This is a genomic window from Pseudomonas sp. KNUC1026, assembly GCF_021650705.1.
In the GTDB taxonomy this organism is placed as follows: domain Bacteria; phylum Pseudomonadota; class Gammaproteobacteria; order Pseudomonadales; family Pseudomonadaceae; genus Aquipseudomonas.
Genome location: NZ_CP087138.1, coordinates 1,157,260 through 1,178,956, shown reverse-complemented (window position 1 = coordinate 1,178,956; position 21,697 = coordinate 1,157,260). Strand labels below are relative to the sequence as shown.

13 protein-coding genes and 7 pseudogenes are annotated in these 21,697 nt (G+C 64.9%); 10 read left to right on the top strand and 10 right to left on the bottom strand.

Translation table 11 applies throughout. The features are described from left to right. Positions 1-6 precede the first annotated feature (6 nt). Complete coding sequence (locus LN139_RS25440; protein ID WP_442964384.1) at positions 7-855, bottom strand: MCP four helix bundle domain-containing protein; 849 nt, start codon at positions 853-855, stop codon at positions 7-9. A gap of 149 nt (positions 856-1,004) precedes the next feature. Between LN139_RS25440 and LN139_RS05215 the strand changes: the two are divergent. The 3 genes and pseudogenes from LN139_RS05215 (at position 1,005) to LN139_RS05205 (ending at position 5,242) form a co-directional block, all read left to right on the top strand. Further along, a pseudogene (locus tag LN139_RS05215) lies at positions 1,005-2,223 on the top strand (glutamate carboxypeptidase). Between the two features lie 111 nt (positions 2,224-2,334). Then, positions 2,335-4,431, top strand: a complete 2,097-nt coding sequence (locus LN139_RS05210) for a TonB-dependent siderophore receptor (RefSeq protein ID WP_236359048.1) — start codon at positions 2,335-2,337, stop codon at positions 4,429-4,431. A 118-nt stretch (positions 4,432-4,549) separates the two neighbouring features. Next, the gene (locus LN139_RS05205) at positions 4,550-5,242 is read left to right on the top strand and encodes a type 1 glutamine amidotransferase domain-containing protein (RefSeq protein WP_236359047.1); all 693 of its coding nucleotides are present in this window, start codon (positions 4,550-4,552) and stop codon (positions 5,240-5,242) included. Positions 5,243-5,483: 241 nt separating this feature from the next. On the opposite strand, the pseudogene LN139_RS05200 reads toward LN139_RS05205, so the two are convergent. The 4 genes and pseudogenes from LN139_RS05200 to LN139_RS05185 all read right to left on the bottom strand — a co-directional run bounded on the left by LN139_RS05200 (position 5,484) and on the right by LN139_RS05185 (position 9,636). After that, positions 5,484-6,216 (bottom strand): annotated as a pseudogene (locus LN139_RS05200) (class II aldolase and adducin N-terminal domain-containing protein). A gap of 134 nt (positions 6,217-6,350) precedes the next feature. Next, a complete protein-coding gene (locus LN139_RS05195) occupies positions 6,351-7,184 on the bottom strand; it encodes an ABC transporter substrate-binding protein (RefSeq protein ID WP_236359046.1) in 834 nt (277 codons plus the stop codon). Between the two features lie 33 nt (positions 7,185-7,217). Continuing rightward, positions 7,218-8,090, bottom strand: a complete 873-nt coding sequence (locus LN139_RS05190; RefSeq protein WP_236359045.1) for a phytanoyl-CoA dioxygenase family protein — start codon at positions 8,088-8,090, stop codon at positions 7,218-7,220. 35 nt (positions 8,091-8,125) lie between these two features. Further along, a pseudogene (locus LN139_RS05185) lies at positions 8,126-9,636 on the bottom strand (amino acid ABC transporter permease/ATP-binding protein). Positions 9,637-9,983: 347 nt separating this feature from the next. Here LN139_RS05185 and LN139_RS05180 point away from each other — a divergent pair. The 6 genes and pseudogenes from LN139_RS05180 to LN139_RS05155 all read left to right on the top strand — a co-directional run bounded on the left by LN139_RS05180 (position 9,984) and on the right by LN139_RS05155 (position 16,780). After that, positions 9,984-10,888 (top strand): annotated as a pseudogene (locus LN139_RS05180) (LysR family transcriptional regulator). A gap of 73 nt (positions 10,889-10,961) precedes the next feature. Beyond that, positions 10,962-11,609, top strand: a complete 648-nt coding sequence (locus tag LN139_RS05175) for a hypothetical protein (protein WP_236359044.1) — start codon at positions 10,962-10,964, stop codon at positions 11,607-11,609. Further along, complete coding sequence (locus LN139_RS25095; RefSeq protein ID WP_329611012.1) at positions 11,561-13,075, top strand: AAA family ATPase; 1,515 nt, start codon at positions 11,561-11,563, stop codon at positions 13,073-13,075. The genes LN139_RS05175 and LN139_RS25095 overlap by 49 nt, the downstream gene beginning before the upstream one ends. A 172-nt stretch (positions 13,076-13,247) precedes the next feature. Next, complete coding sequence (locus LN139_RS05165) at positions 13,248-14,396, top strand: MFS transporter (RefSeq protein ID WP_236359043.1); 1,149 nt, start codon at positions 13,248-13,250, stop codon at positions 14,394-14,396. Between the two features lie 70 nt (positions 14,397-14,466). Next, positions 14,467-15,569: pseudogene (locus tag LN139_RS05160) on the top strand (DUF2252 family protein); the annotation flags it as partial. A 299-nt stretch (positions 15,570-15,868) separates the two neighbouring features. Next, positions 15,869-16,780 (top strand): annotated as a pseudogene (locus tag LN139_RS05155) (LysR family transcriptional regulator). Here LN139_RS05155 and argE read toward each other — a convergent pair. The 4 genes and pseudogenes from argE to LN139_RS05135 all read right to left on the bottom strand — a co-directional run bounded on the left by argE (position 16,770) and on the right by LN139_RS05135 (position 20,343). After that, positions 16,770-17,930: an acetylornithine deacetylase gene (gene argE, locus LN139_RS05150; RefSeq protein ID WP_236359042.1), complete on the bottom strand. Its 1,161-nt coding sequence runs from the start codon at positions 17,928-17,930 to the stop codon at positions 16,770-16,772. The pseudogene LN139_RS05155 and the gene argE overlap by 11 nt on opposite strands. Continuing rightward, positions 17,927-18,604 carry a DUF1028 domain-containing protein gene (locus LN139_RS05145; RefSeq protein ID WP_236359041.1) on the bottom strand — a complete coding sequence of 226 codons (678 nt, stop codon included), beginning with the start codon at positions 18,602-18,604 and terminating at the stop codon, positions 17,927-17,929. Before LN139_RS05145 ends, argE begins: the two co-directional genes overlap by 4 nt. A 20-nt stretch (positions 18,605-18,624) precedes the next feature. Then, positions 18,625-19,041, bottom strand: a complete 417-nt coding sequence (locus LN139_RS05140) for a RidA family protein (protein WP_236359040.1) — start codon at positions 19,039-19,041, stop codon at positions 18,625-18,627. 29 nt (positions 19,042-19,070) lie between these two features. Further along, a pseudogene (locus LN139_RS05135) lies at positions 19,071-20,343 on the bottom strand (flavin-containing monooxygenase). Positions 20,344-20,559: 216 nt separating this feature from the next. Between LN139_RS05135 and LN139_RS05130 the strand changes: the two are divergent. Further along, the gene (locus LN139_RS05130; protein WP_442964383.1) at positions 20,560-20,949 is read left to right on the top strand and encodes a glyoxalase superfamily protein; all 390 of its coding nucleotides are present in this window, start codon (positions 20,560-20,562) and stop codon (positions 20,947-20,949) included. A gap of 1 nt (position 20,950) precedes the next feature. On the opposite strand, the gene LN139_RS05125 is transcribed toward LN139_RS05130, so the two are convergent. Beyond that, positions 20,951-21,697 carry a carbon-nitrogen hydrolase family protein gene (locus LN139_RS05125; protein WP_236359039.1) on the bottom strand — a complete coding sequence of 249 codons (747 nt, stop codon included), beginning with the start codon at positions 21,695-21,697 and terminating at the stop codon, positions 20,951-20,953.

Here is a 21,697-nt window from a genome sequence, read left to right as displayed (position 1 = left end):
AGCTCTTCAGCAGCCGAGGCCAGTTGATCGGACGCATCGGCGATCTGCCGAACGGTGGTTCTTGAGGTTGCCCTGCATCTCGCCCAGCGCACGCAGCAGCATGCCGACCTCGTCCTTACCACCGGCCGGAATGGTCTGGGTCAGGTCACCCTTGGCCACATGGCGGGCGCTTTCAACCGACTGGTACAGCGGGCGGGTGATGGCGCGGGTAATCAACAGCCCGAGGATCATGCCCAGCAACACTGCCACGGCACTGCCGATGACCAGCGCACGGGTGACTCTGGCGCTGGTCTGGTCAGACTCGGTGGCGACCTCACCCGCTTGCCGCGCGTTGGATTCGGTCATCACCTTCACTTCGGCAACGGCGGTCTTGTACGCCGGGGTCACGGCCGTCATCAGCAACTCAGTGGCGCGTGGCATGTCGCCGGCCTGCAGGGCCTGGAACACCTTGTCGGTCTGGGCCACGTAGGCAGGCCAGTCATTTTCAAAAGCATCACCTGCCGCGCGCTCGTCCGGCTCCAGGGGGGTTGCGCGGTAGAGCTTGAAGTTGCTCAGCGCTTCGGCCTGGTTGTCCTTGAACGACGCGATGGCGGCGTCGATGTCTTTGGGGTCAGCCTTCACCGACGCTAACGCCACGGCCTTGTAGAGGTCGCGGTTGGTGGCGATGACGTTGGCCTTGACCAGGTCGGTCTTCTGGATCGAGAACAGGTTGTTGCTGACGATGTCCTGCAACTGGCCATACAGCGTGGAAATGCCCGAGCCACCCAGCCCGGCCACACCCAAGGTGATCAGGGCACAAAGGCCGAAGGCAGAGAGCAATTTTGGCTTTAGCTTGAGATTTTTGAACCAGCTCATGGAGGGCGACCCGGCAAGTGATGGGCTGCGCTGATTCGCGGCCCTGCATGTGGGCTATCGGCGGCAGCTGACGGAGCTTTATGGCCGCCTGACCGATAAGAGCTGCTTTACTGGCCAAGGCACTCATGCAAAACGATAAGGACGCTCCAATGCCCCGTACGCTGCTCGCCACTCTCATTGGCTGCTGCATCGCCCTCCCTTCCTACGCCGCGCTCGATGAGCGCATCAAGGCCGCCGCCGACCAGGCCCAGGCCCCCTCGATGGCCCTGCTCGAACAACTGGTGAACATCGATTCCGGCTCCGGCTACGCCCCGGGCATCGGCCAGGTCAGCGCGCTGGTCAAGGCCGAGCTGGAAAAGCTCGGCGCCAGCGTACAAGAGGTGCCCAACAGCGCGCCGGACCCGAGCAAGCACCTGGTCGCCACATTCAAGGGCACCGGCAAGGCGCGCATCCTGCTGCTGGCGCACATGGACACCGTGTTCAAGGAAGGCACGGCCAAGGAGCGGCCTTTCCGCGTCGAAGGCAACCGCGCCTACGGGCCGGGCGTGGCTGACGACAAGGGTGGTATCGTCATCGCCCTGGCCGCGCTGAAAATCATGAAAGCCCTGGACCTCAAGGATTACGGGCAAATCACCTTGCTGCTCGACGCCAGTGAGGAGACCGGCTCGCAAGCAGCCACCGCACTGATCGCCAGCACCGCCAAACAGCACGATGTGGCGCTGAACCTCGAACCCGGCCGGCCTGGCGATGGCCTGGTGATCTGGCGCAAAGGCAGCGCCAACGCCGTGGTGGAAGTCAAAGGCAAGGCGTCGCACGCAGGCGTCGCCCCCGAGCTGGGCCGCAACGCCGCCACTGAGGTCGCGCACCAGGTGCTGCAGTTGGGCAAGCTGGGCGATGAAGGAAAAAGACCACGGTGAACTTCACCCGCATCGAAGCTGGCGACCGCATCAACGTGATCCCTGACCACGCCGTTGCCAAGGCCGACGTGCGCGCCGCAACCCCGAAGAGTTCGACCGCGTCGAGGCGGATCTCAAGCGCGTCTCGGCCAACACCTTGGTGCCCGATGTCGAGGTCAGCACCCGGCTGGAGCGCGGCCTGCCGCCGATGCCGCAGACACCGGCCACCGACAAGCTGGTGGCGCAGGCCCAAGGCATTTACGGGGAACTGGGGCGCAAGCTGGAGCTGATCGGCACGGGCGGCGCGGCCGACATCAGCATTGCCGCCGGCGAAGGCGTGCCAGCGCTGGACGGCTTCGGCATGGTCGGCGGCAATACCCACACGCCCGAGGAATACGCCGAGGTCGACAGCATCGCCCCAAGGGCGTACCTGCTCACGCGCATGCTCGTTGAGCTGGGCAAGGCCCAATGAGCCAATGATGCCCGCGTGAATGGGCTTGAAAATGTGTCGGGATGATGCTAGCTGTCGCATCAGAGAAAGATTATCATCCGCCACAGCTTCCCATTCACGCCAAGGCTCTCCATGAATCCTTCCGCCACCCGCGCAGCCACGCTCTGCGCGGTTCTGTTCACCCCTGCCCTAGCCGTTGCCGACGACACAATGACCCTGCCCACCACCCAGGTGAGCGGCCAGGGTGAAACCAGCGCCCAGGAAACCTTCGCCCCCACTCACGCTCAGGTAGGCAAGAGCAACCTGCCGGTGGCCGAAACGCCGCGCAGTGTACAGGTGGTGTCGCGCGCGGTGCTCGACAGCGCCCAGGCACAGAGCCTGACCGATGCGCTGAACAATGTGCCGGGGGTGACTGCGGGCCAGTACGGGCGGCGTGGCTGGGACGACCTGATCATCCGCGGGCAAGTCGCCTCCGACTCGCTGTTTCTCGACGGCCTGCGCACCGCCAGCTCCAACCGTGTCGCCGAGCAGGTGTTCGGCCTGGAGCAGGTCGAAGTGCTCAAGGGCCCGGCGTCGATGGAGTACGGCCTGGTGCTGCCGGGCGGGGTGGTGAACATGGTCAGCAAGCGCCCGCAGGCCGAGGCCTTCGCCCGCCTGGGCGTGACCTACGGCAGCCACGACCTGCGCCAGAGCACCTTCGATGTCGGCACGCCGCTATCGGACAACGGCAAGGCCGCGCTGCGGGTCAACGGGCTGCTGTCGGATTCCAACGACGCCACCGACCACGTCTGGTTCAAGAACAACTACATCGCTCCGTCATTGTCGCTGGACCTGGGCGAAGACACCGACTTCACGATCCTGACCAGCCACCAGGACCGCTCCTACATCCGCCAGCAAGGCCTGCCGTTGTCCGGCTCGATCAACCCGAACCCCAATGGCAGCCTGCCGCGCTCGCGCTTCACCGGCGAGCCGGATCAGAGCCCTTACCATGGCGTCGAGAACCGCGTGGGCTACAGCCTGGCGCACCGCTTCGGCGACGGCTGGACCTTCAACCAGAACCTGCGCTGGCAGGATTTCCGGCTGGATGGGCAGTTGGTGAGCAACACCGCGTTCACCAACAACAACACCACCCTGCGACGCAGTGCACAGGACCAGCACTACGACGGCGACACCCTGAGCCTGGACAACAACCTGCAGAACGTCTTCGACACGGCTTTCGGCAGCCATGACGTGACGGCGGGCGTGGACTACCTGCGCATGCGCGAGAGCAACCTGAACTACACCTGCACCGTCGGCAACCTCAATGCCTACAACCCGGTGTATGGCCAGCGCATCAACTGCCCGAGCACGCCGCGCACCTGGACCGACATCACCACGCGCATGGCCGGTGTGTACGTGCGCGACAACTGGAAGCTCAACGACCGCTGGCTGGTGACCGCCGGCCTGCGCCGCGACGTCACCGACACCTACGGCGTGAACCACCTGCCGCTGAACAGGCCCTCGCGCATCGCGACCTCCGCCAACGCCACCACCGGCGCCGTGGCGGTGATGTACGAAGTAGTGCCCAACGTGCGCCCTTACCTGAGCTACGCCACCTCGTTCTTCCCCAACAGCGGCACCGACATCAACGGCAATACGTTCAAGCCTGAAGAAGGTGAACAGTGGGAAGCCGGTATCAAGTTCGACCTGGTGCCCGGCCGCACCCTGCTGACGGTGGCCACCTATGACCTGCGCCGCAAGAACGTGCTGCAAGCCGACCCGGCCAATACCGGTTCCAGCATCGCGGTGGGCGAGCAACGCAGCCAGGGCCTGGAGGTCGAGCTCAACAGCGACCTGACCGACAAGCTCAGCCTGATCGCCGGCTACGCCTACACCTGGGCCACCATCACCGATGACGGCGGGCAAACCGCGACCACCGAAGGCGACCGCCTGGCCAACGTGCCGCGCCACACCGCCAACCTGTTCGCCCGCTATCGCTTCAACGGCACCCCGCTGGGCTGGGAACTCAACGGTGGCTTCAATGCCGCAAGCGAGCGCTACACCAATGGCTACTACCTGCCGGGCTACGCCGTGGCCAACGTCGGCGTGGCCTACGCCACCCCGCACTGGCGCACCGCACTGAACGTCAAGAACCTGTTCGACCAGCACTACTACGCCGGCGGCCTGGCTAGCGCCGTAGCACTGGGCGACGACCGCACGGCGCTGATGTCGGTGACCTACAACTACTGAGCCGCATTGGCCCGCCGTTTACGCAAGGTTTGAAAAGAGGAACGTCTGCCCAGGTGAGCTTTCTCACTTGGGTACGTTTTCGCATTTTCCTGCCACTGCCCAACGGAGATCGGCTTCGATGAATGTTCTGATGATCCTCACCTCGCACGACCAGCTCGGCAACACCGGCAAGAAAACCGGCTTCTGGCTGGAAGAGTTCGCAGCCCCCTGCTACGTGTTCGTCGACGCTGGCGCCACCGTCACCCTGGCATCGCCCAAGGGCGGCCAGCCACCGCTGGACCCCAAGAGCGACGAGCCCGACGCGCAGACCGACGCGACCCGCCGCTTCAGCCAGGATGCCGATGCCAGAAAAGCGCTGGCCTCCACCCTGCCGTTGGGCGAGATCGACCCGTACGATTTCGACGCAGTGTTCTACCCCGGCGGCCATGGCCCGTTGTGGGACCTGGCCGAAAGCACCGACAGCAAAACCCTGATCGAGGCCTTCTATGCAGCCAACAAGCCGGTGGCTGCGGTGTGCCACGCACCGGGTGTGTTCAAGCACGCCAAGGCGCCGGACGGCGATTCCATCGTCAAGGGCAAGAAAGTCACCGGTTTCAGCAATGCCGAAGAAGATGCCGTCGGCCTGACCGACGTGGTGCCATTTCTGGTGGAGGATTCGCTCAAGGAGCTGGGCGGTGCCTACAGCAAAGGTGATGACTGGGCTGTTCACGTGCTGGAAGACGGCCACCTGATCACCGGGCAGAACCCGGCCTCGTCCGAAGCGGCCGCGCAGGCAGTGGTCCAGCGCCTGAAGCGCGAAACCGCGAGCTGAAACGGCAATGCGTCGCGCGGGGCATGCCGCTGAACTTTCTGGTGGGAGGGCGGCCTGCCGCGCGACAGGCTCCATTAGCCCGAAGCGTCAGCGTCGCCCGTTAAACGTCGCCCGGCAAGCCGGCCTCCCACCAAGTGATCTGCCTACCATATGAACTGCCCCCCAGGCTGATGGTGGGAGTGCAGATCAAACGGTGGGAGGGCGGCTTGCCGCGCGACGGGAAGATGAAGATCAAGACCCTTCAATCCAGCACCGAACGATCCTGCTCGATCACCATCGCCTTCATCTCCTCGAAATGCCGCCGCGAGAAGTCCGCAATCTTCGTCCAGTCCCGCGCAGTTTTCTCCGCCACCTCATCGCCCAGCACCTTCAGTGGCTGGCCAGTGGACCAGGCCGTGACGAGGATCTGGCAGGCCCGCTCCAGGGTCCAGATGTCATCGAACGCCTCACCGACCGTGGGCGCGGTGACCATCACCCCGTGATTGCCCATCAGCAGGCGGCTCTTATCGCCCAGCAGGCTGGCCAGGCGTGCGCCCTCGGCGACGGTGTCGGCCATGCCGCCATAGAGCTCGTCGACCGCCACGCGATTGAAGTAGCGCGCAGTGTTCTGGTCGATCGGCGGGATGTGCGGGTTGGCCAGGCACGCCACCGCCGTGGTGTAGACCGGGTGCAGATGCCAGCACCACCTTGACCTGCGGCAGGCGCTGATGGATCTGCCCGTGGATCGACCAGGCAGTGCTGTCGACGTCGTCGCGCTCGGCGCAACTGGCGTCATCGGCGTCCAGCAGCAGCAGGTCGCTGGCGCGGATGCGCGAGAAGTGCTTCCACTTGGGGTTGAGCAGAAAGCGCTTGCCGTCGGCCGACACGGCAGCGCTGAAATGGTTGGCCACCGCTTCGTGCAGGTTCTGCTGGGCAATGATGCGAAAGCAGGCGGCCAGGTCGACGCGGGTTTGTTCTTCAAAGGACAGTGGCATGGGGTGTACTCCGGTAATGGCCTGCGGGGGTCGGTCTGTAGGAGAGCGGCTGTGCCGCGCGACGCGAAGATCTGCACGTCGCGCGGCAAGCCGCCCTCCCACTGAAGAGGCGCCCCCTACCTGAAATCAACGCCTCACGGTTTGGGCATCATCTCGGCGATGTCGGCCTCGGTCGGCGCCTGGAAGTTGTATTTCTTCAGCAGCGCCGCGTACTCCGGTGTTTTGCTGTAAGTGGCCAGGGCTTGCTCCAGCGCCGCCTTGACCTCGTCGTTGCCCTTTTTCACCCCAAAGCCGTTGAGCACCGGGTAGATCAGTGTTTCCGAGGAGATCTGCACCTTGGCCCCGAGCTTGTCGATCACCCCACGCGCCACGGCAGCGTCAGTGATCTGCGCTTCGACCGCGTGGGCCAGCAGTGCCTGGGTGGTTTGCGGGTCGGTGGCGAACTCGCTCACCTCGATCGCACCCTTGCCGTTTTTCACGCAGTACTCATCCGACAGCTTGCGAATCTGCGCAAGCCACGAGGTGGCGCCCATCGAACCGATCTTGTGGCCGCAGAAGTCCTCCGGCACCTTGGGCTGGTAGGCCGCGCCCTTGACCGAAAGGATCGAATCGCCACTCTTGAGGTACGGCACCATGTCGATCACCTTCAGTCGCTCGGCGGTGATGTACATCGAGGAGTTGACGATGTCGAAGCGATTGCCCTGCAGGCCGGTGATCAGGTTCGGAAAGCGTGTGTCGATGTTCTGTGCAGTGCGCCCCATGCTTTTGGCCAGGCCATCGAGCAGCTCGACGTCGAAGCCGGCCGGGGTGTCCTTGTCCATGTACTCATAAGGGAAAAAGGTCAGGTCGGATCCGGCGATGATCTTGCCGGGTTGCTGGAAGGCCTGGGAGGCCTGGGCCGCCAGGGCCAGGGCTGCGCCCAGTGCGCCGAGGGCCAGAGGGCGTGCGATACGTTTGATGCTGTTCATGGCGAATCCCCGCTAATCGATCGGTCGAAGGTGTCAGGCAGTGGCCAGGTCTTGCCCGGCTTGTTGCACGAAGAACGAGGCGCCGCGCGGCTTCTGCGGCAGGCGGATGTGGTTGCTGGTGCTGCGCACCAGGCCGCTCTCCTCGCCCGCTACCAGAATCCCTGCGTGTTCGCTGGGCAGCGGGTTTTCACCGAAGGGCAAGGCGTCTTCGGCGGCGTACACGCTGATGAACAGCGTGCGCGGATGCTCGGTTTCGTTCGGTGCCGAGGCGTGCAGCAGGCGCGTGTGCATGTAGCACACCGAGCCTTTGGGGCCGAAGCAGGCGACCGGCGCCTGGCAATGCTCCTGCTCCACCGCCGCCTCGACCGCACCGGTGAAGCGCCCGTCCTGCCAGTGCGACCACAGCGGGCCCTTGTGGCTGCCGGGGATGACCTGCAAGGGGCCGTTCTCCGGGGTCACGTCACTGACCATCAGCAGCGCCGTGACGATGTCGTCGTTGCTGTGCGGGGTGAACAGAAAATCCTGGTGCCACTTCACCTGGGTGGCGGTGTGCGGCAGCTTGGAGTTGATCTTGCTGTGGTGAAACCGCGTACCGGCGCCGCCAATCAATTGCGCGGCCACCGCGGCCATGCGTGAGTGCAGGCCGGCATGGGCGTAAGCCGGGGAAATCTCGGTGGGCGAGGCCACTCGGCGCAGCGAAGGGTGGTCGGCGCGGTGGTCGCTCTCCACATCGAAGCGCGGGCGGCCGTCCTGGGTCTGGCCCCAGGCGGCGACCTGGCTGCGGCTGTCGCCTACCCAGCGGTCGAAATCCTGCTCCAGGCTGGCGATTTCGGCAGCACTGAGCACGCCCTCCACCACCAGAAAACCTTGCTCGTGAAACTGATCGATCTGCGCTTGGGAAATCATGTGAGCTCCTGTGGGCAACCTTGAAAGGAAAAGGATCAGGCCAGGGAAACGTCCTTGAGAAAGTCCTGCACCCGCGCATGCTGGCCAGCACGCAGTGCAGCGGGAGCGTCGTCGCACACCACCCGGCCTTTTTCCATGAACACGATGCGGTCGGAGACCTTGAAGGCGAAGTTCATCTCGTGGGTCACGATCACCATGGTGATGCCCTCCTGCGCCAGGGCCTCCATCACCTGCAGCACCTCGTTGACCTTCTCCGGGTCCAGCGCCGAAGTGGGCTCGTCGAACAGCATGATCTGCGGGCGCATCATCAGCGCACGGGCGATCGCCACGCGCTGCTGCTGGCCACCGGAAAGCTGCTGCGGGTATTTGTAGGCGTGTTCGAGCATGCCCACCTTGTGCAACAGCGCGAAGGCTTGCTGGCGCAGCTCGGCGGTGGGCGCCAGGCGGTGGTAACGCGGGGCCAGCAGCAGGTTGTCGAGCACGCTCAGGTGCGGAAACAGGTTGAAACTCTGGAACACCATGCCGATGTTCAGGCGATGCTTGCTGTGCTCGACCAGCCTTGGCTTTTGCGCGCCCTGGCGAGTGAGGTGAATGAACGGCTGGCCGTTGACCTTGATGTCGCCGTTGTCGATGCGCTCCAGGCCATTGAGCAGGCGAATCAGCGTGGTTTTGCCCGAGCCGGACGGGCCGATCACCGACACCACTTCCCCCGGCTGGATCGCCAGGCTCACCGCGCCGAGCACCTCGATGTTGTTGTAGGCCTTGTGCAGCCGAGTGGCCTGCAGCGCAGGGCCGGTGCCGGCCGGCAGCGGGCGCGGCCTGGGCACGGCACTGCCGTCGAGCACTTCAACGCCCGGCGCCTTGCGCAGCTTGCGCTGGCCGACGTCGAGGAACACTTCCAGCCGCTTGAGCAGAAAATCGAACACCGTGACGATCAGCACGTAATAGAACGCCACCGCCGCCATGGTCTCCATCACCAGGAAGTTCTGCGAATACAGCCGCTGGCCCACCATCAGGATCTCGGTGAGCGAAATCACCGACACCAGCGAGCTGAGCTTGACGATAGAGATGAATTCGTTGGTGAGCGAGGGCAATGCCACCCGCAGCGCCTGAGGAATCACCACCCGCCACTGGGTGCCGAAAAAGCGCAGGCCCAGCGCACGGGCGGCCTCGCTCTGCCCCTTGGGAATGGCCAGCAAGCCACCCGGTGGATTTCCGCCACGTAGGCGGTTTCGCAGATCACCATGCCGATCAGGCCGGCCCAGAACGGGTCGCTGAGCAGCGCGGAAGTGGCCGGGATCGCCTGCGGCAAGTTGTAGGTGAAGATCAGCAAAACCAACAACGGCACACTGCGAAACAACCAGATGTAACTTCTGGCCGGGGCATTGAGAAAAAACCGCGGAGACTGTTTCGCCAAGGCCAGGGCAAAGCCCAGGACAATACTGATCAACCAGGTCAGAACGCTCAGTTTGATGACCGTCCAGGTCGCCAGCCAAAACGCCTGGTAGCTGAGCAGACCCATCAGGTAGTTCCAATCGAAGGTCATATTCGCATCGCTCGGCAAAGGGATCGGGAGGGCAGCATGGCGGCTTTCTGAACGTGCCGCTTCACGGATTGAAACCAGAATGAGAGCCGCAAGGCATAAGCGTCAATTAGTAAATTTTCGAGTTCTGAATAGGACTGGCCTATGCAGGGAAAGGGCGCACGCTTTTGGGGCGACCTGGTTGAGGAGGCTGCCTGGTGGTGCATTTTTGATAGCTATCAAAAAGCTTTAATCGAATCCAATGAACTGATTTATATGGATTTTCAGTATTGGCACGGCATTCGCTTACATACGAACAGGCTATTCAGATTATCCGCCTGAAAAGGCGCAGGCTATGAACCAGGTTAACGATGCATTTCACCTTGAAACAACTGAAGTACTTCGTGAGCGTGGTGGAAGAAGACAGTATCGTCGAAGCAGCGCGCAAACTGCATGTTTCGCAGCCGTCGATTTCCGTGGGTATAAAAAACCTTGAGGAGGCGCTCAGCCAGCAACTTCTTATTCGCCATCATGCACAAGGTGTTTCATTGACGCCCAGCGGGCGGCGCATGTATGAAAAAGCCAGGGAGTTGCTCAGGTTGTCGGAAGAACTTGAGCAGAACTCACGCACCGAAAATGAACTGGTGTCGGGTACCATCGCCATTGGTTGTTTCGAATCGGCCGCGCCGTTGTACATGCCGAAGTTGGTAGCCGGCTTCAAGAAACAATACCCGACATCACCCTGCAACTGTATGACGGCGAACAGCACGAACTGATGCTGGGGTTGCACCGCGGGCGCTTCGACCTGGCGTTCATGTACGACCTGGAGCTGGGCAATTCCATCGTCAAGGAAGCTCTCAATGCGCCGCACAAACCTTACGCGCTGCTGCCGGCCAACCACCGCCTGGCGCAGCAGCCCACAGTCACACTGCGCGAGCTGAGCCAGGAGCCGATGATCCTGCTCGACGTGGTGCCCAGCCGTAACTACTTCATCGACATCTTCCGCGAGAACGGCTACTACCCGAAGGTGGCCTACAGCTCGCCGTCGATCGAAATGGTGCGTTGCATGGTCGGCCGCGAGCTGGGTTTCTCGGTACTGGTGACTCGCCCGCGCACCGACATCACCTACGACGGCACGCAGCTGGCGCAGGTCGACATCGAAGACCGGATGCCCGCCTCCACGCTGGTGATGACCTACCTGCGCAACACCGAACCTACCCGCGCCACGCGTTTGTTCATTGAGTATTGCCGGCAGGCGGACCTGTTCGCGCAGTAGGCTCTGTGCTTGCAGCGCCCAGGCGCTGCGCCGCACAATCCCGGCATCGTTCAACACCCAGGGGGCCTGCCGCTTGTACGCCAAATCGCTGCACCTCTATGAGTTCAAGTGCTATCGCAAGGCCGTGGCGCACTTGCAGTATCCCGGCCGCAAAGGTGCGGGCACCTCGGCGCTGGCCAACGTCAACCTGATCCTGGGCGATAACGGCGGGGGCAAATCCTCGGTGCTGCGTGCCCTGGCGATCGCAGCGCTGGCCCCTGCCCTGCTGGACTCAGGCTTCGTGCCCTATCGGCTGGTGCGCCGCGACAGCGCAGGCGCCGCCAGCGCCTGCCTGCTCAAGCTCGACGCCGTGGCAACCGACGGTGAGCACTCGATCACCCCCGGCAAGAGCCGCAAGCTGGAGTTGCTGGCGCGCCTGGAGCCCAAGGGCCCGAGCGGCGGCCAGGACCGGCTGCACCTGAACAGCACGCCGCGCTCGCCGATCACCGAATTGCTCGATGACGACTATTCGCCGGCGTTCTTCGTGGCAGGCTACGGCGCCACCCGGCGTGTCGAGACCGCCGATTACTCTCCGGCAGCGCCCGCCGCTCACGCGGCCTGCGCTATCAACGCATTGCCGGGCTGTTCGAAGACCAGGTTGCGCTGCGCCCGCTTCAGGCCTGGCTTGAACGCTTGCAGGCCCGTGATCCCGAGCGCTTCAGTCAGGTGCTGGAACTGCTGAATAAAGTGCTGCCCGATAACGTGCGCTTTGCCGGTGAACACAGTGAAGAGGACGAGCAATACCTGTTCCTGTTCGACGGGGTGCCCACGCCGTTCAGTGCGCTGTCCGACGGCTACCGGGCCTTCATCGGTTGGGTCGGCGACCTGCTCGGGCACCTGTGCGACGTGGCACCGCCAGGCACCGTGCTGGATCAGGTCGCAGGCATGGTGCTGGTGGACGAGATCGACCTGCACCTGCACCCACAGTGGCAGCGCACGGTAGTGCCCTCGTTGGCCGCCGCCTTTCCACTGCTGCAGTTCGTGCTCACCTCACACAGCCCGCTGGTGGCCAGCACGGTGATGCGCGAGAACATCTTCGTCACCGAAACCGAGCCCGACGGCAGCGCCAGCCTCAAGCAACTCGAAGAACATGCCTACGGCCGCAGCATGGAGCAGCTGCTGCTGTCGTCCTACTTCGGCCTGCGCAGCACGCGCCGAAACCTTCCAGGCCGAAGGCGAGCAACTGCTGCGCAAGGCCGCCGAGGGCGATACCCAGGCCGCGCTGGACTACCTCGCCCGCCTCACCGGCCCTGGCAGCGAGCTGGCATGATCAAGTACGGCTCAAGCCTTGAGGCCCTGAACGCCGCGATCATCGAACAGGTGCCGCGCTGGCCCGCCAACGCCGCCAAACGTACCGAGGCATTGCTCAAGCAGGGCCGTTTCGAGGAAAAAGCGGCGATCTGGAGCCAGGTCAAACCGGTCTACATCCGCCTGCAGCGCAACAAATGCGCCTTCTGCGAGCGGCAATTCGAAACCCCCGACTACGGCGCCATCGAATTCGATGTCGAGCACTTCCGGCCCAAGTCGTCGGTGCTGCCCTGGCCGGATGCGCGCCGGCACAGCGGCGTCGACTATGTGCAGCCCGATGCCGGCCTGCCCGGCGGCTACTACTGGCTCGCCTACCAGCCGCTGAACTACGCCGCCTCCTGCAAGGTGTGCAACAGCATCCTCAAGCTCAACTACTTTCCCATCGCCGGTGGGCGCGGCGCCCCGCCCGCCAGCCCTCTGGAACTCGAAAGCGAGCACCCCTACCTCTGCTACCCCATCGGCGACAGTGCCCAAGACCCGGAAACGCTGATCACCTTCGTCGCCAACATCGCCGTGCCCACCCAGGCAGAGGGCGAAGGCCACCTGCGCGGGCGAGTCATCATCGATTTCTTCGAGCTGAACAAGCGCGAACAATTGCTGCGCGAACGCGCCGAAATGATCACCCTGTTCGGCCCGGCGTTCGAAGCGCGCGCGAAAGGCAACGCCAGCGCGCTGCACCTGAAGCTGATCGACAAGGTCGACGACCCGGGCCTGCGCCACAGCAACTGCCTGCGTGCCTTTGCCCGGCTGTGGCAGAGCGACACGGCGCAGGCGGCCCAGGTGCTGGCGCAATGTCAGGCGTATTGGCTCAGTGTGGAGGCGCCTTTGGCAGCGGGGTGAATGCGGGTAACTTTCCTACGCAAAGATCGGAATAATCGCCGGCAGGATTGCCTTGCCGGGCCCTTCACTCGCCTCTTCAATACTCAGCCAACGGCGGCGCTTGCGCGCCTCCAGTCTTTTGGCGAGCACACCTGACACGATGAAACCGGCCTATCTTACACAGCCAAGGCTGATGCACCTGCTGCTGCTGATCAGCCTGGTCGCGGTCTTTCCGCTGGACGTGCTGTTGACGTCCATTCCTGAAATCGCCTCCCGGTTCCAGATAGCCCCTGAGGCACTCAGCGCTCAGTTGGCGGCATTCCCTGTCATCGTTGCGGTTGGCCAGTTGCTGGCGGGCCAGGCCGCTGAGCGCTGGGGGTTGAGGCCGGTGTTTCTGTGTTGCGGGGCGCTGACCTTGCTGGCCACCCTCGGCATCCTCTGCGCCACCCACGCCTGGCAGTTTCAATGGCTGCGTGGCTTGCAGGCGCTCGGCTGCGCAGGCTACGGGCTTTCCAATGCGATGGTGCAGGTGCAACTGGAGCCTGCGATGCGGGCCAAGGCGCGCGTGGTGATGACGACGGCCAGCGGGGTTTTCATTTCCACTGCACCGTTGTTCGGGGCAATGCTGCAAGGCTTGGCCGGTTGGCGCGCGAGCTTTGCGGTGTACGCGTTACTGGTTGGCGTAGTGCTTTGGTGTGCATACCGTGCGCCCTCCGGCCACCCGCCCGTCGCTGCATCAACGGCTGCCCTGCCCACCACGCATGCCACTGGCGCGTTCTGGCTCAACAGCGTGTTGTGCGCTTTGGCGTTCAGCGTGCATTTCAGTTTCATCGTCGCTTCACCTTTGCTGTTCATGGAGCGTTACGCGCTGAGCTCCTGGGCGTATGCCTGGTTATTGCTGGTTTACGGTGCCTGCTACGTCGCAGGTGGCTGGCTTGCGGCCAAAGCCTGCGGACGAATACCGGCCCATCGGCAGGTCGGTTGGGGTTGTGCGTTGATGCTGGCCGGTGGGCTGGCAATGGTGCTTTTGCAAAGCCATGGCCGCTGGCAGGTGCTGGCCATCCTGCTGCCGGCGCTGGTGAGCGTTTGCGGGGTGTGCCTGGTGCGCCCCGCTGCAACTTGCCTGGCCATGGACGCCCGGCCCCGACGGCCCGCACGTGCGGCGGCAACCTTGGGGACCGTCACCTTTGTCGCAGGAGGCAGCCTGAGTTGGGTGGCCACCACGCTGCTGGGCTGGGGCGATCAGTGTCTGGGTTACTGGCTGGCGCTGATGGCGGCCGCCAGTTGCCTGATCGCCTGGCTGCTTCGACGCCCGCTCTGGAAGGCCGAATCTGAAACATGAAAGCTCCGCAACAATTTGAAACAAGCGCAACGGCCCAGGGTCAACCGATCACAGTTCACAAGGTCCCGTCATGAAGACACCCCGCCCCGATCAACGCCTCGCCCCCCTCACCCACCTGCGCAACCTGAAGATGGCCCGTTCTGCCCACGCTTATGTCCGTGGCAGCACGGTGCAGTTCTATGAATGGCTGCACAGCCTGCCCGGCCGGCGCCTGCCGCAGGGGCCGGCGGTGTGGATCTGCGGCGATTGCCATGCGGGAAACTCGGGCCGACCGGCGACCTGAAGGGCAAGATCGACATCCACATCCGCGACCTGGACCAGACCGTGATCGGCAACCCCGCGCACGACCTGGTACGCCTGGCGCTGTCGCTGGCGACCGCCGCGCGAGGTTCGGACCTGCCCGGCGTAATCACTGCGCTGATGCTGGAAGAGATGATGCGTGGCTATGAGCTGGCCTTCGAACACAACGTCGAGGAAGAGCCCGAGCGCCCGGCGCAGGTCAAGGCGGGCATGCGCAGTGCCGTGCGCCGTACCTGGAAGCACCTGGCCAAGGAGCGGCTCGAAGGTGGCAAGCCGACCATCGAGCTGGGCAAGCATTTCTGGCAGCTGGGCAAGGATGAGCGCAACGCAATCAAGGCGCTGTGCAAGACGCCGGAAATCCACGCACTGGTGACCTCGCTCAAAGGCCGTTCCCCGGAGGACGAAGTCGAGCTGCTGGACTCGGCTACTGGGTCAAGGGCTGCAGCTCGCTGGGCCTGCGTCGCTATGCCGTATTGCTGGGCGTGGGCGATGCGCGCGAGCAGGATTTCTGCCTGCTCGACGTCAAGCAAGCCATCGCCGCGGCGGCCCCGCGCGTCCCACGGGCGCGCATGCCTCGCGACAACGGCCAGCGCGTGGCTCGAGGGGGCCAGGCGGTTGTCGCCTGGCCTGGGTAACCGGATGGTTGCGACGCGGCTGCTGGAAAACTCGTTCTTCGTGCGCGAGCTGCTGCCTCAGGACATGAAGCTTGAGCTCGATGAACTCACTCAGCATGAAGCCGTGGCCGCTGCCGGTTACCTGGCCGAAGTGGTCGGCCAGGCCCATGCACGGCAGATGGACATGGCTACCCGCGTGGCGTGGATGAAAGAGCTGCAGGGCAACCGCAGCCGCACCCTGGACGCACCGTCGTGGTTGTGGACCAGCGTGGTGCAACTGGTGGGGGACCATGAGCGCGCCTACCTGAACCATTGCCGGCGGTTCGCGCTGGAGGAAGCCAAGGAGTCGATGGCGACAGGCGCGTCGCGCGGCCCACTCCGGTATCACCTGTAGGAGCGCGGCTTGCCGCGCGACGCGCGAATCTGCAGGCTTGCCCGCCGAGTTGCTGTTTACCTGCAAAAGCTAGCCAAGGTAACCTCCACACCTTCGCTGCGTCGCGCGGCAAGCCGCCCTCCCACCGGGCATTCTGGTCTCTCCTTCAGCGTCCGAGGCACGATGTGGCCGCCTACAACCTCCGCCAGCTCCGATACTTCACCGCAGTCGTGGAATGCGGCAGCGTGGCCGAGGCCTCACGCAAGCTGTACGTCGCCCAGCCTTCGGTTTCCACCGCCATCCGCCAGCTCGAAGAAAGCTTCAACGTGCAGCTGTTCATCCGCCAGCACGCAAACGGCATGGCGCTCACACCGGCGGGTGCGCGCTTTATCGCAAGGCCCAGGAGCTGCTGCGCATGGCCCACGAGTTCGAGCAGAACGCGCTGGCCGACGACGACGTGGTGGCCGGGCAGATCGACGTGGGCTGCTACGAAACCGTGGCGCCGTTGTACCTGCCCATGCTGATCGCCGGCTTTCGCGCCACGCTGGCCCGGTGTGGAAGTGCGCATCCGCGACGGCGACCAGCAGGAGTTGATCCAGGCCCTGACCGGCGGCAGCATCGACCTGGCCATGCTGTTCGAGCACGACCTCGATCGAAGCATCGAAACCACCCCGCTGATGCCACCGCAACAGCCCTATGCCCTGCTGCCAGCCGGGCATCGCTTCGCCAACCAGGCGCAGGTGTCGCTGCAGGACCTGGTGCTGGAGCCGATGATCCTGCTCGACACCTTGCCCAGCCGCACCTACTTCATGAGCATCTTCACCGAACGCGGGCTGGCGCCGCACATCACCTTCAGCTCGCCCTCCATCGAAATGGTGCGAGGGATGGTCGCGCAGGGTTTTGGTTTTTCGATCCTGGTGACACGGCCGTTCGCCGACTACAGCTACGATGGCCGCGCAGTGGTGTGCGTGCCGCTGGCCGAGACCGTGACCGGCTCGGGGCTGGCGGCGGCCTGGCTGCGCCGGGCGCAACTGACTCGCCCGGCGCAGCTGTTCGTGGAGCATTGCGTGAGCGAGTTCGCCCGCCTCAAAGGCTAGGCTGGCACGCGAACGCCAGCACCCGCGCAAGCATCGCGTCGCAGGCCTCGAGCTGAGCGAGGCTGACGAACTCGTCAGGCTTGTGCCCCTGCTCCATGCTGCCCGGCCCGCACACCACGGTCGGCACGCCCGCTTCATCGAAAAGGCCGCCCTCGGTGCCGAATGCCACCGTGCCGAATTCCCGCGAGCCACAGAACTGCGCCAGCCATTCGGCAGCCTGGCTCTGGGCGCTGGTGGCGAGGCCCGGATAACTGGACAGCTCACTGAAGCGGATGTCGCTCTGCCCGCTGACCGCACGCATCGCTGGCAACAGGCTCTGCTCGGCGTAAGCCCGCAACTGCTCAGCCACTTGCCAAGGGTCGGTGCCCGGCAGCGCCCGCACTTCGAAGTCGAAACGGCAATCCTGCGGCACGATGTTCAGCGCCTTGCCGCCATTGATCACGCCGGTCTGTACCGTGGAAAACGGCGGGTCGAAGCGCGCGTCGTGCAGCGCCGGCGCCTTGAGCGCCTCGCCCAGCCGGCTCAGCTCGGCGATCAGCCGCGCGGCGTATTCGATGGCATTCACCCCCTGCGGCGCATAGGCCGAATGGCAGGCCGCGCCGTGCACGTCGCACCGCATCGCCAGCTTGCCCTTGTGGCCCAGCACCGGTTTGAGCTCTGTCGGCTCGCCGATCACGCACAGCAAGGGGCGCACCGGTTTGCCGCCAAGCACCTCCAGCAACGAGCGCACACCCAGGCAGCCGACCTCCTCGTCGAACGACAGCGCGATGTGCACCGGGCGTTGCAACTCGGCTTTGGCCAGCGCCGGCACCAACGCCAGCACACAGGCGATGTAGCCCTTCATGTCGGCGGTGCCGCGGCCGTAGAGCTTGCCGCCGGCCTCGGTCAGGCTGAAGGGTGGATGGGTCCAGGCCTGGCCGTCCACCGGCACCGTGTCGGTGTGGCCGCTGAGCACGATGCCGGGCACATCCACAGGGCCGACCGTGGCGAACAGGTTGGCCTTGCTGCCGCTGTCGTTGTGCACCAGCTCGCTGGCAACACCGAAGCTTGCCAGGTAGTCGCGCACAAAATGAATCAACGCCAGGTTCGGCTCGCGGCTGGTGGTGTCGAAGGCCACCAGCTCGGCCAGCAACTGGCGGGCGCGGCTCATCGGTCGTCCCCGGGCACGCCGTAGCCGGGGGCCTGGGCGGGGTTCAGGGCGCGGTCGATGTAGTCCTGCATCTGCGGCTGGTAGGCGCCCCAGAGTTTGCTCAGCTCGCCGATGGGGTCATGCTCGGCCCAGTCCACCCGCAGGTTGACGATCGGCCAGGTCAGCTCGCCGACCACCACCAGTGCCGCCGAATGTACCGGCCCCGCCTCGCCGCCTGCGGCGATGCCCGCCTGCATCGCAGCCAGCAGGCGCTCGGCCAGGTGGCCCTGGGCGTTCTCGAACGCCTGCACCATCGCCGGCACCACCTCGGCGCTGGCCAGCATGTTGCCGGCCGCCACGCATTGCTCACCGCTCTGGGCGTTGTGGGTGCCCAGGGTGTTGGCACCGCTGAAATGCGCGGTGCGGCCCAGGTGATCGATGGCGGTGATCTGCCGGTACTGGCCAAAGCCATTGCGCGCCAGCGCCTTGCTCAGCGCCTCGGCCGGGGCCAGGCCTTGCTCGAGCCAGTCGAGGGCTTCCGGGCCCAGCGCGGGCAAGGTGATGTTCTGCGACGAGACCGCGCCCACACCCGGGCGCAACCACGGGCAGCGCGCGCCCACGGCGATGCTCGATGAGCTGATGGCAATGCCGAGCTGGCCGGTGTGTTCGCAGCGGGCGGCGATGGAAAAGGTCATGGCGAAGCTCCTGCGTCGAATCAGTCGGGGATCACGGCGATCACGTCGATTTCCATCAGCCACTGCGGCTGGCCCAGGGCCGACACCACCAGCCCCGTGGAAATCGGGAACACGCCCTTGAGCCACTGGCCGACCACCCGATACACCGGCTCGCGGTAACGCGGGTCGATGAGATAGGTGGTGGTTTTCACGATATGAGAAAGGTCGCTGCCGGCCTCTTCGAGCAGCTGCTTGACGTTCTTCATGGCCTGCTCGGCCTGTGCAGCCGGGTCGCCCAGGCCCACCAGGTTGCCGTCGAAGTCAGTGCCTACCTGGCCACGCACGTAAACCGTGTTGCCGGCGCGCACGGCCTGGCACAGGTCGTTGTCCAGGGTCTGATTGGGGTAGGTGTCCTTGGTGTTGAACATGCGAATGCGAGTGTGAGTGGGGCTGGCCATGGTCGGCGCTCCTGATCGAAAAGGGGAAGTCAGCGGCTGGCAGGTTCGCCGGCCGCGCGGTAATGCTGGTACTGGCGTTGAGTGGCGATGTGCCCGGCAACGTGCTTGGCGTCGTGCCACACGCCCCAGATGAACGCCGAGCCACGCCGCGACAACCACGGCAGGCCGACGAAATCAGATCCCCGGCTCCTGCCCTACCCCGCGCTGATGCTGGGGCTTGCCGTTGTCCTTGAAAGTGTCGACCTCCAGCCAGCTGTAGTCGGTGGCATAGCCGGTGGCCCAGATGATCGCGTTGACGCCGGCGGCGGCCAGGTCCAGTTCGTGCAGCGGGTCGGTGATGCACGCCGCATCGGCCACGCGCTCGCGGGCCTGCGGCTCCAGCGGCAGGTCGATGCCGTTGCGCTCGATCCAGGCATCGGCGGCGTCGAGCACGGCCAGGTAGTTGGCATCGCCCCGGTCGAGGTTGTCGTTGAGGTCCTGGGCGAAGCGCACGGTGTGGCCGTCGAAGGCGTGGGTGAGGCCGGTCAGCACCATGCCCTCCAGCGCCAGGCGGCGGAAATCCACGGTGTGGCCGCCACGCGCACCGCTCACGGCGATGGTCACGTGCTCACGGCCCGGCTGCAGGGTTTCGGTGTCCCACAGGCCCAGCACCCCCAGCCACCAGCAGAAATCACGGTTGCGGTAGGCACGCGGCGGGCGGTCGTCGGGCGCCCACCGAGAGGTACACCTGCTTGCCGGCGCGCATCAGCTCTTCGGCGATCTGCACGCCGGAAGAGCCGGCGCCCACCACCAGCACCGCGCCCTCCGGCAACTGCTCGGGGTTGAAGTACTGCGCCGAGTGAATCTGGTAAAGGCCAGGATCCTTGGGTGCGATGGGCGGGATCACCGGCTTCTGGAATGGCCCGGTGGCGCACACCACTCGGCGTGCCTGCACAGTGCCCTCGGAGGTTTCCACGGTGAAGCCGGGCGGCCGGTATTGCGCGCCACCCGCTTGACCTCAACCCCCGTGCGGATCGGCGCATCGATCTGCGCCGCATAGGCTTCGAAATAGTCAGCCACCTGCTCCTTGCCGGCAAAGCCGTCCGGGGCGATGTCGAAATCGCGCCCCGGGAAGCGGTCGTGCCAGGCCGGCCCATTGGCCACCAGCGAATCCCAGCGGCCGCTGCGCCAGGCTTCGGCGATGCGGCTGCGCTCCAGCACCAGGTGCGGCACGTTGTGGCTTTTCAGGTGCTCGCTCATGGCGATGCCAGCCTGGCCGGCGCCGATGACGAGGGTGTCGATTTCAGTATCGTGCAGGGGCATCGAAAGCCCTCCTTCGGAAGAACGTGCTCAATGGCGCCGATCTTGGCCGAAGCTGCGCGGGGGGCGGAAGCAGCAAATTTGTGGTGGGGTTATAGGGAAAACATGGGGGCCTGAGCAACGCAATCGCGTGCCTGCCGGCTGGCGATGAGTTGCCGGAGCCGCCCGGCTCAAGTAAAAGGCTGTCAGCTCCGTCAACGCTCATCAGGGATCGACACGATGACAACACCCGCTACCGAAACCACCCCTTCCATAGCCTTCGAGCGCGCCGTGCCCGTGCTGCGCTCGTTCGATGAAGCCAAGGCCCGGGAGTTCTACCTGGACTTTCTTGGCTTCAGTGTCGAGTTCCGAACACCGCTACGAAGCCGCCCTGCCCTTGTACCTGGGCATTCGCCGCGGGCCGCTGGTGCTGCACCTGTCCGAGCACCACGGCGATGCATGCCCGGGGCAACGGTGCTGATCCCGGTGCAGGGCCTGGAGGCCCTGCGCGATGAACTGCAGGGCAAGGCCTATGGTTATGCGCGGCCAGAGATCGTCGACCAGGGTTCGGGCCGCACGTTGGAGGTGGCCGACCCATTTGGCAACCGCCTGCGGTTTTACCAGGACTGATTCAGCCGAGCACCACAACCGGCAAGGCGCGCCACAGGCCACCGCTGATCTCGACCGGCAGCAACGCCTCACCCGGCCCGGGGACCTCGGACACGCAGCGCCCCTCGGCATCCCACAGCGCACTGCGCCCGGCGCAGTGCCAGCCACCGCTCTCGCCGCCGTGATTGGCCAGCAGCACAGGCATGCGGTGTTGACGGGCATAACCGGCCAGCAATTCGCTGTCGTGCCCATAGCCACCCTCGCTGACCAAGGCGCTGACCGCGTACAGGCCGGCGCCTTGAGCGGCGGCAGCGGCCGGGTGACTGGCGTGGGAGAAATCCGCGCACACCGCCAACGCCACGGGCAGCTCGCCCACGGTGAACCCGGCACCGCCCTGCCCGGCACTGAAGAAACGCTCCTCGCCCGGGTGCAGGTGCTGCTTGCCGTACACCTGCGGCCCGCCTGGGAGGCCGAAGATCCAGGCCGCGATCACCGGCTTGCCAGCGCCTGGCGTGCGCAGCGGCGCCCCGACGATGCACACCATCTCGCAGCGCTCGGCCAGCTCGCGCAGCGGCCGCAGGGCTTCGTCCTCTTGGTCCAAGGCCAGCGCTGCGGCCGCCTCGGGCTCGTAACCGGTCAACGACAATTCCGGGAACACCAGCAATCGAACGCCCAGAGCATGCGCCTTGTGCATCAAACGCACGTGCGCTTGAAGGTTGGCGGCCAGGTCCCTGGCAACGGCGCGAGTTCGAGCAGCAGCAATGAGCAT

What these genes read in the sequence shown, in the direction of transcription:
- LN139_RS05210 (WP_236359048.1), top strand. Translation starts at nt 2,335, where the DNA reads ATGAATCCTTCCGCCACCCGCGCAGCCACGCTCTGCGCGGTTCTGTTC.
- LN139_RS05205 (WP_236359047.1), top strand. Translation starts at nt 4,550, where the DNA reads ATGAATGTTCTGATGATCCTCACCTCGCACGACCAGCTCGGCAACACC.
- LN139_RS25440 (WP_442964384.1), bottom strand. Translation starts at nt 855, where the DNA reads ATGAGCTGGTTCAAAAATCTCAAGCTAAAGCCAAAATTGCTCTCTGCC.
- LN139_RS05145 (WP_236359041.1), bottom strand. Translation starts at nt 18,604, where the DNA reads ATGACCTTTTCCATCGCCGCCCGCTGCGAACACACCGGCCAGCTCGGC.
- LN139_RS05195 (WP_236359046.1), bottom strand. Translation starts at nt 7,184, where the DNA reads ATGAACAGCATCAAACGTATCGCACGCCCTCTGGCCCTCGGCGCACTG.
- LN139_RS05125 (WP_236359039.1), bottom strand. Translation starts at nt 21,697, where the DNA reads ATGCTCATTGCTGCTGCTCGAACTCGCGCCGTTGCCAGGGACCTGGCC.
- LN139_RS05190 (WP_236359045.1), bottom strand. Translation starts at nt 8,090, where the DNA reads ATGATTTCCCAAGCGCAGATCGATCAGTTTCACGAGCAAGGTTTTCTG.
- LN139_RS05130 (WP_442964383.1), top strand. Translation starts at nt 20,560, where the DNA reads ATGACAACACCCGCTACCGAAACCACCCCTTCCATAGCCTTCGAGCGC.
- argE (WP_236359042.1), bottom strand. Translation starts at nt 17,930, where the DNA reads ATGAGCCGCGCCCGCCAGTTGCTGGCCGAGCTGGTGGCCTTCGACACC.
- LN139_RS05140 (WP_236359040.1), bottom strand. Translation starts at nt 19,041, where the DNA reads ATGGCCAGCCCCACTCACACTCGCATTCGCATGTTCAACACCAAGGAC.
- LN139_RS05165 (WP_236359043.1), top strand. Translation starts at nt 13,248, where the DNA reads ATGCACCTGCTGCTGCTGATCAGCCTGGTCGCGGTCTTTCCGCTGGAC.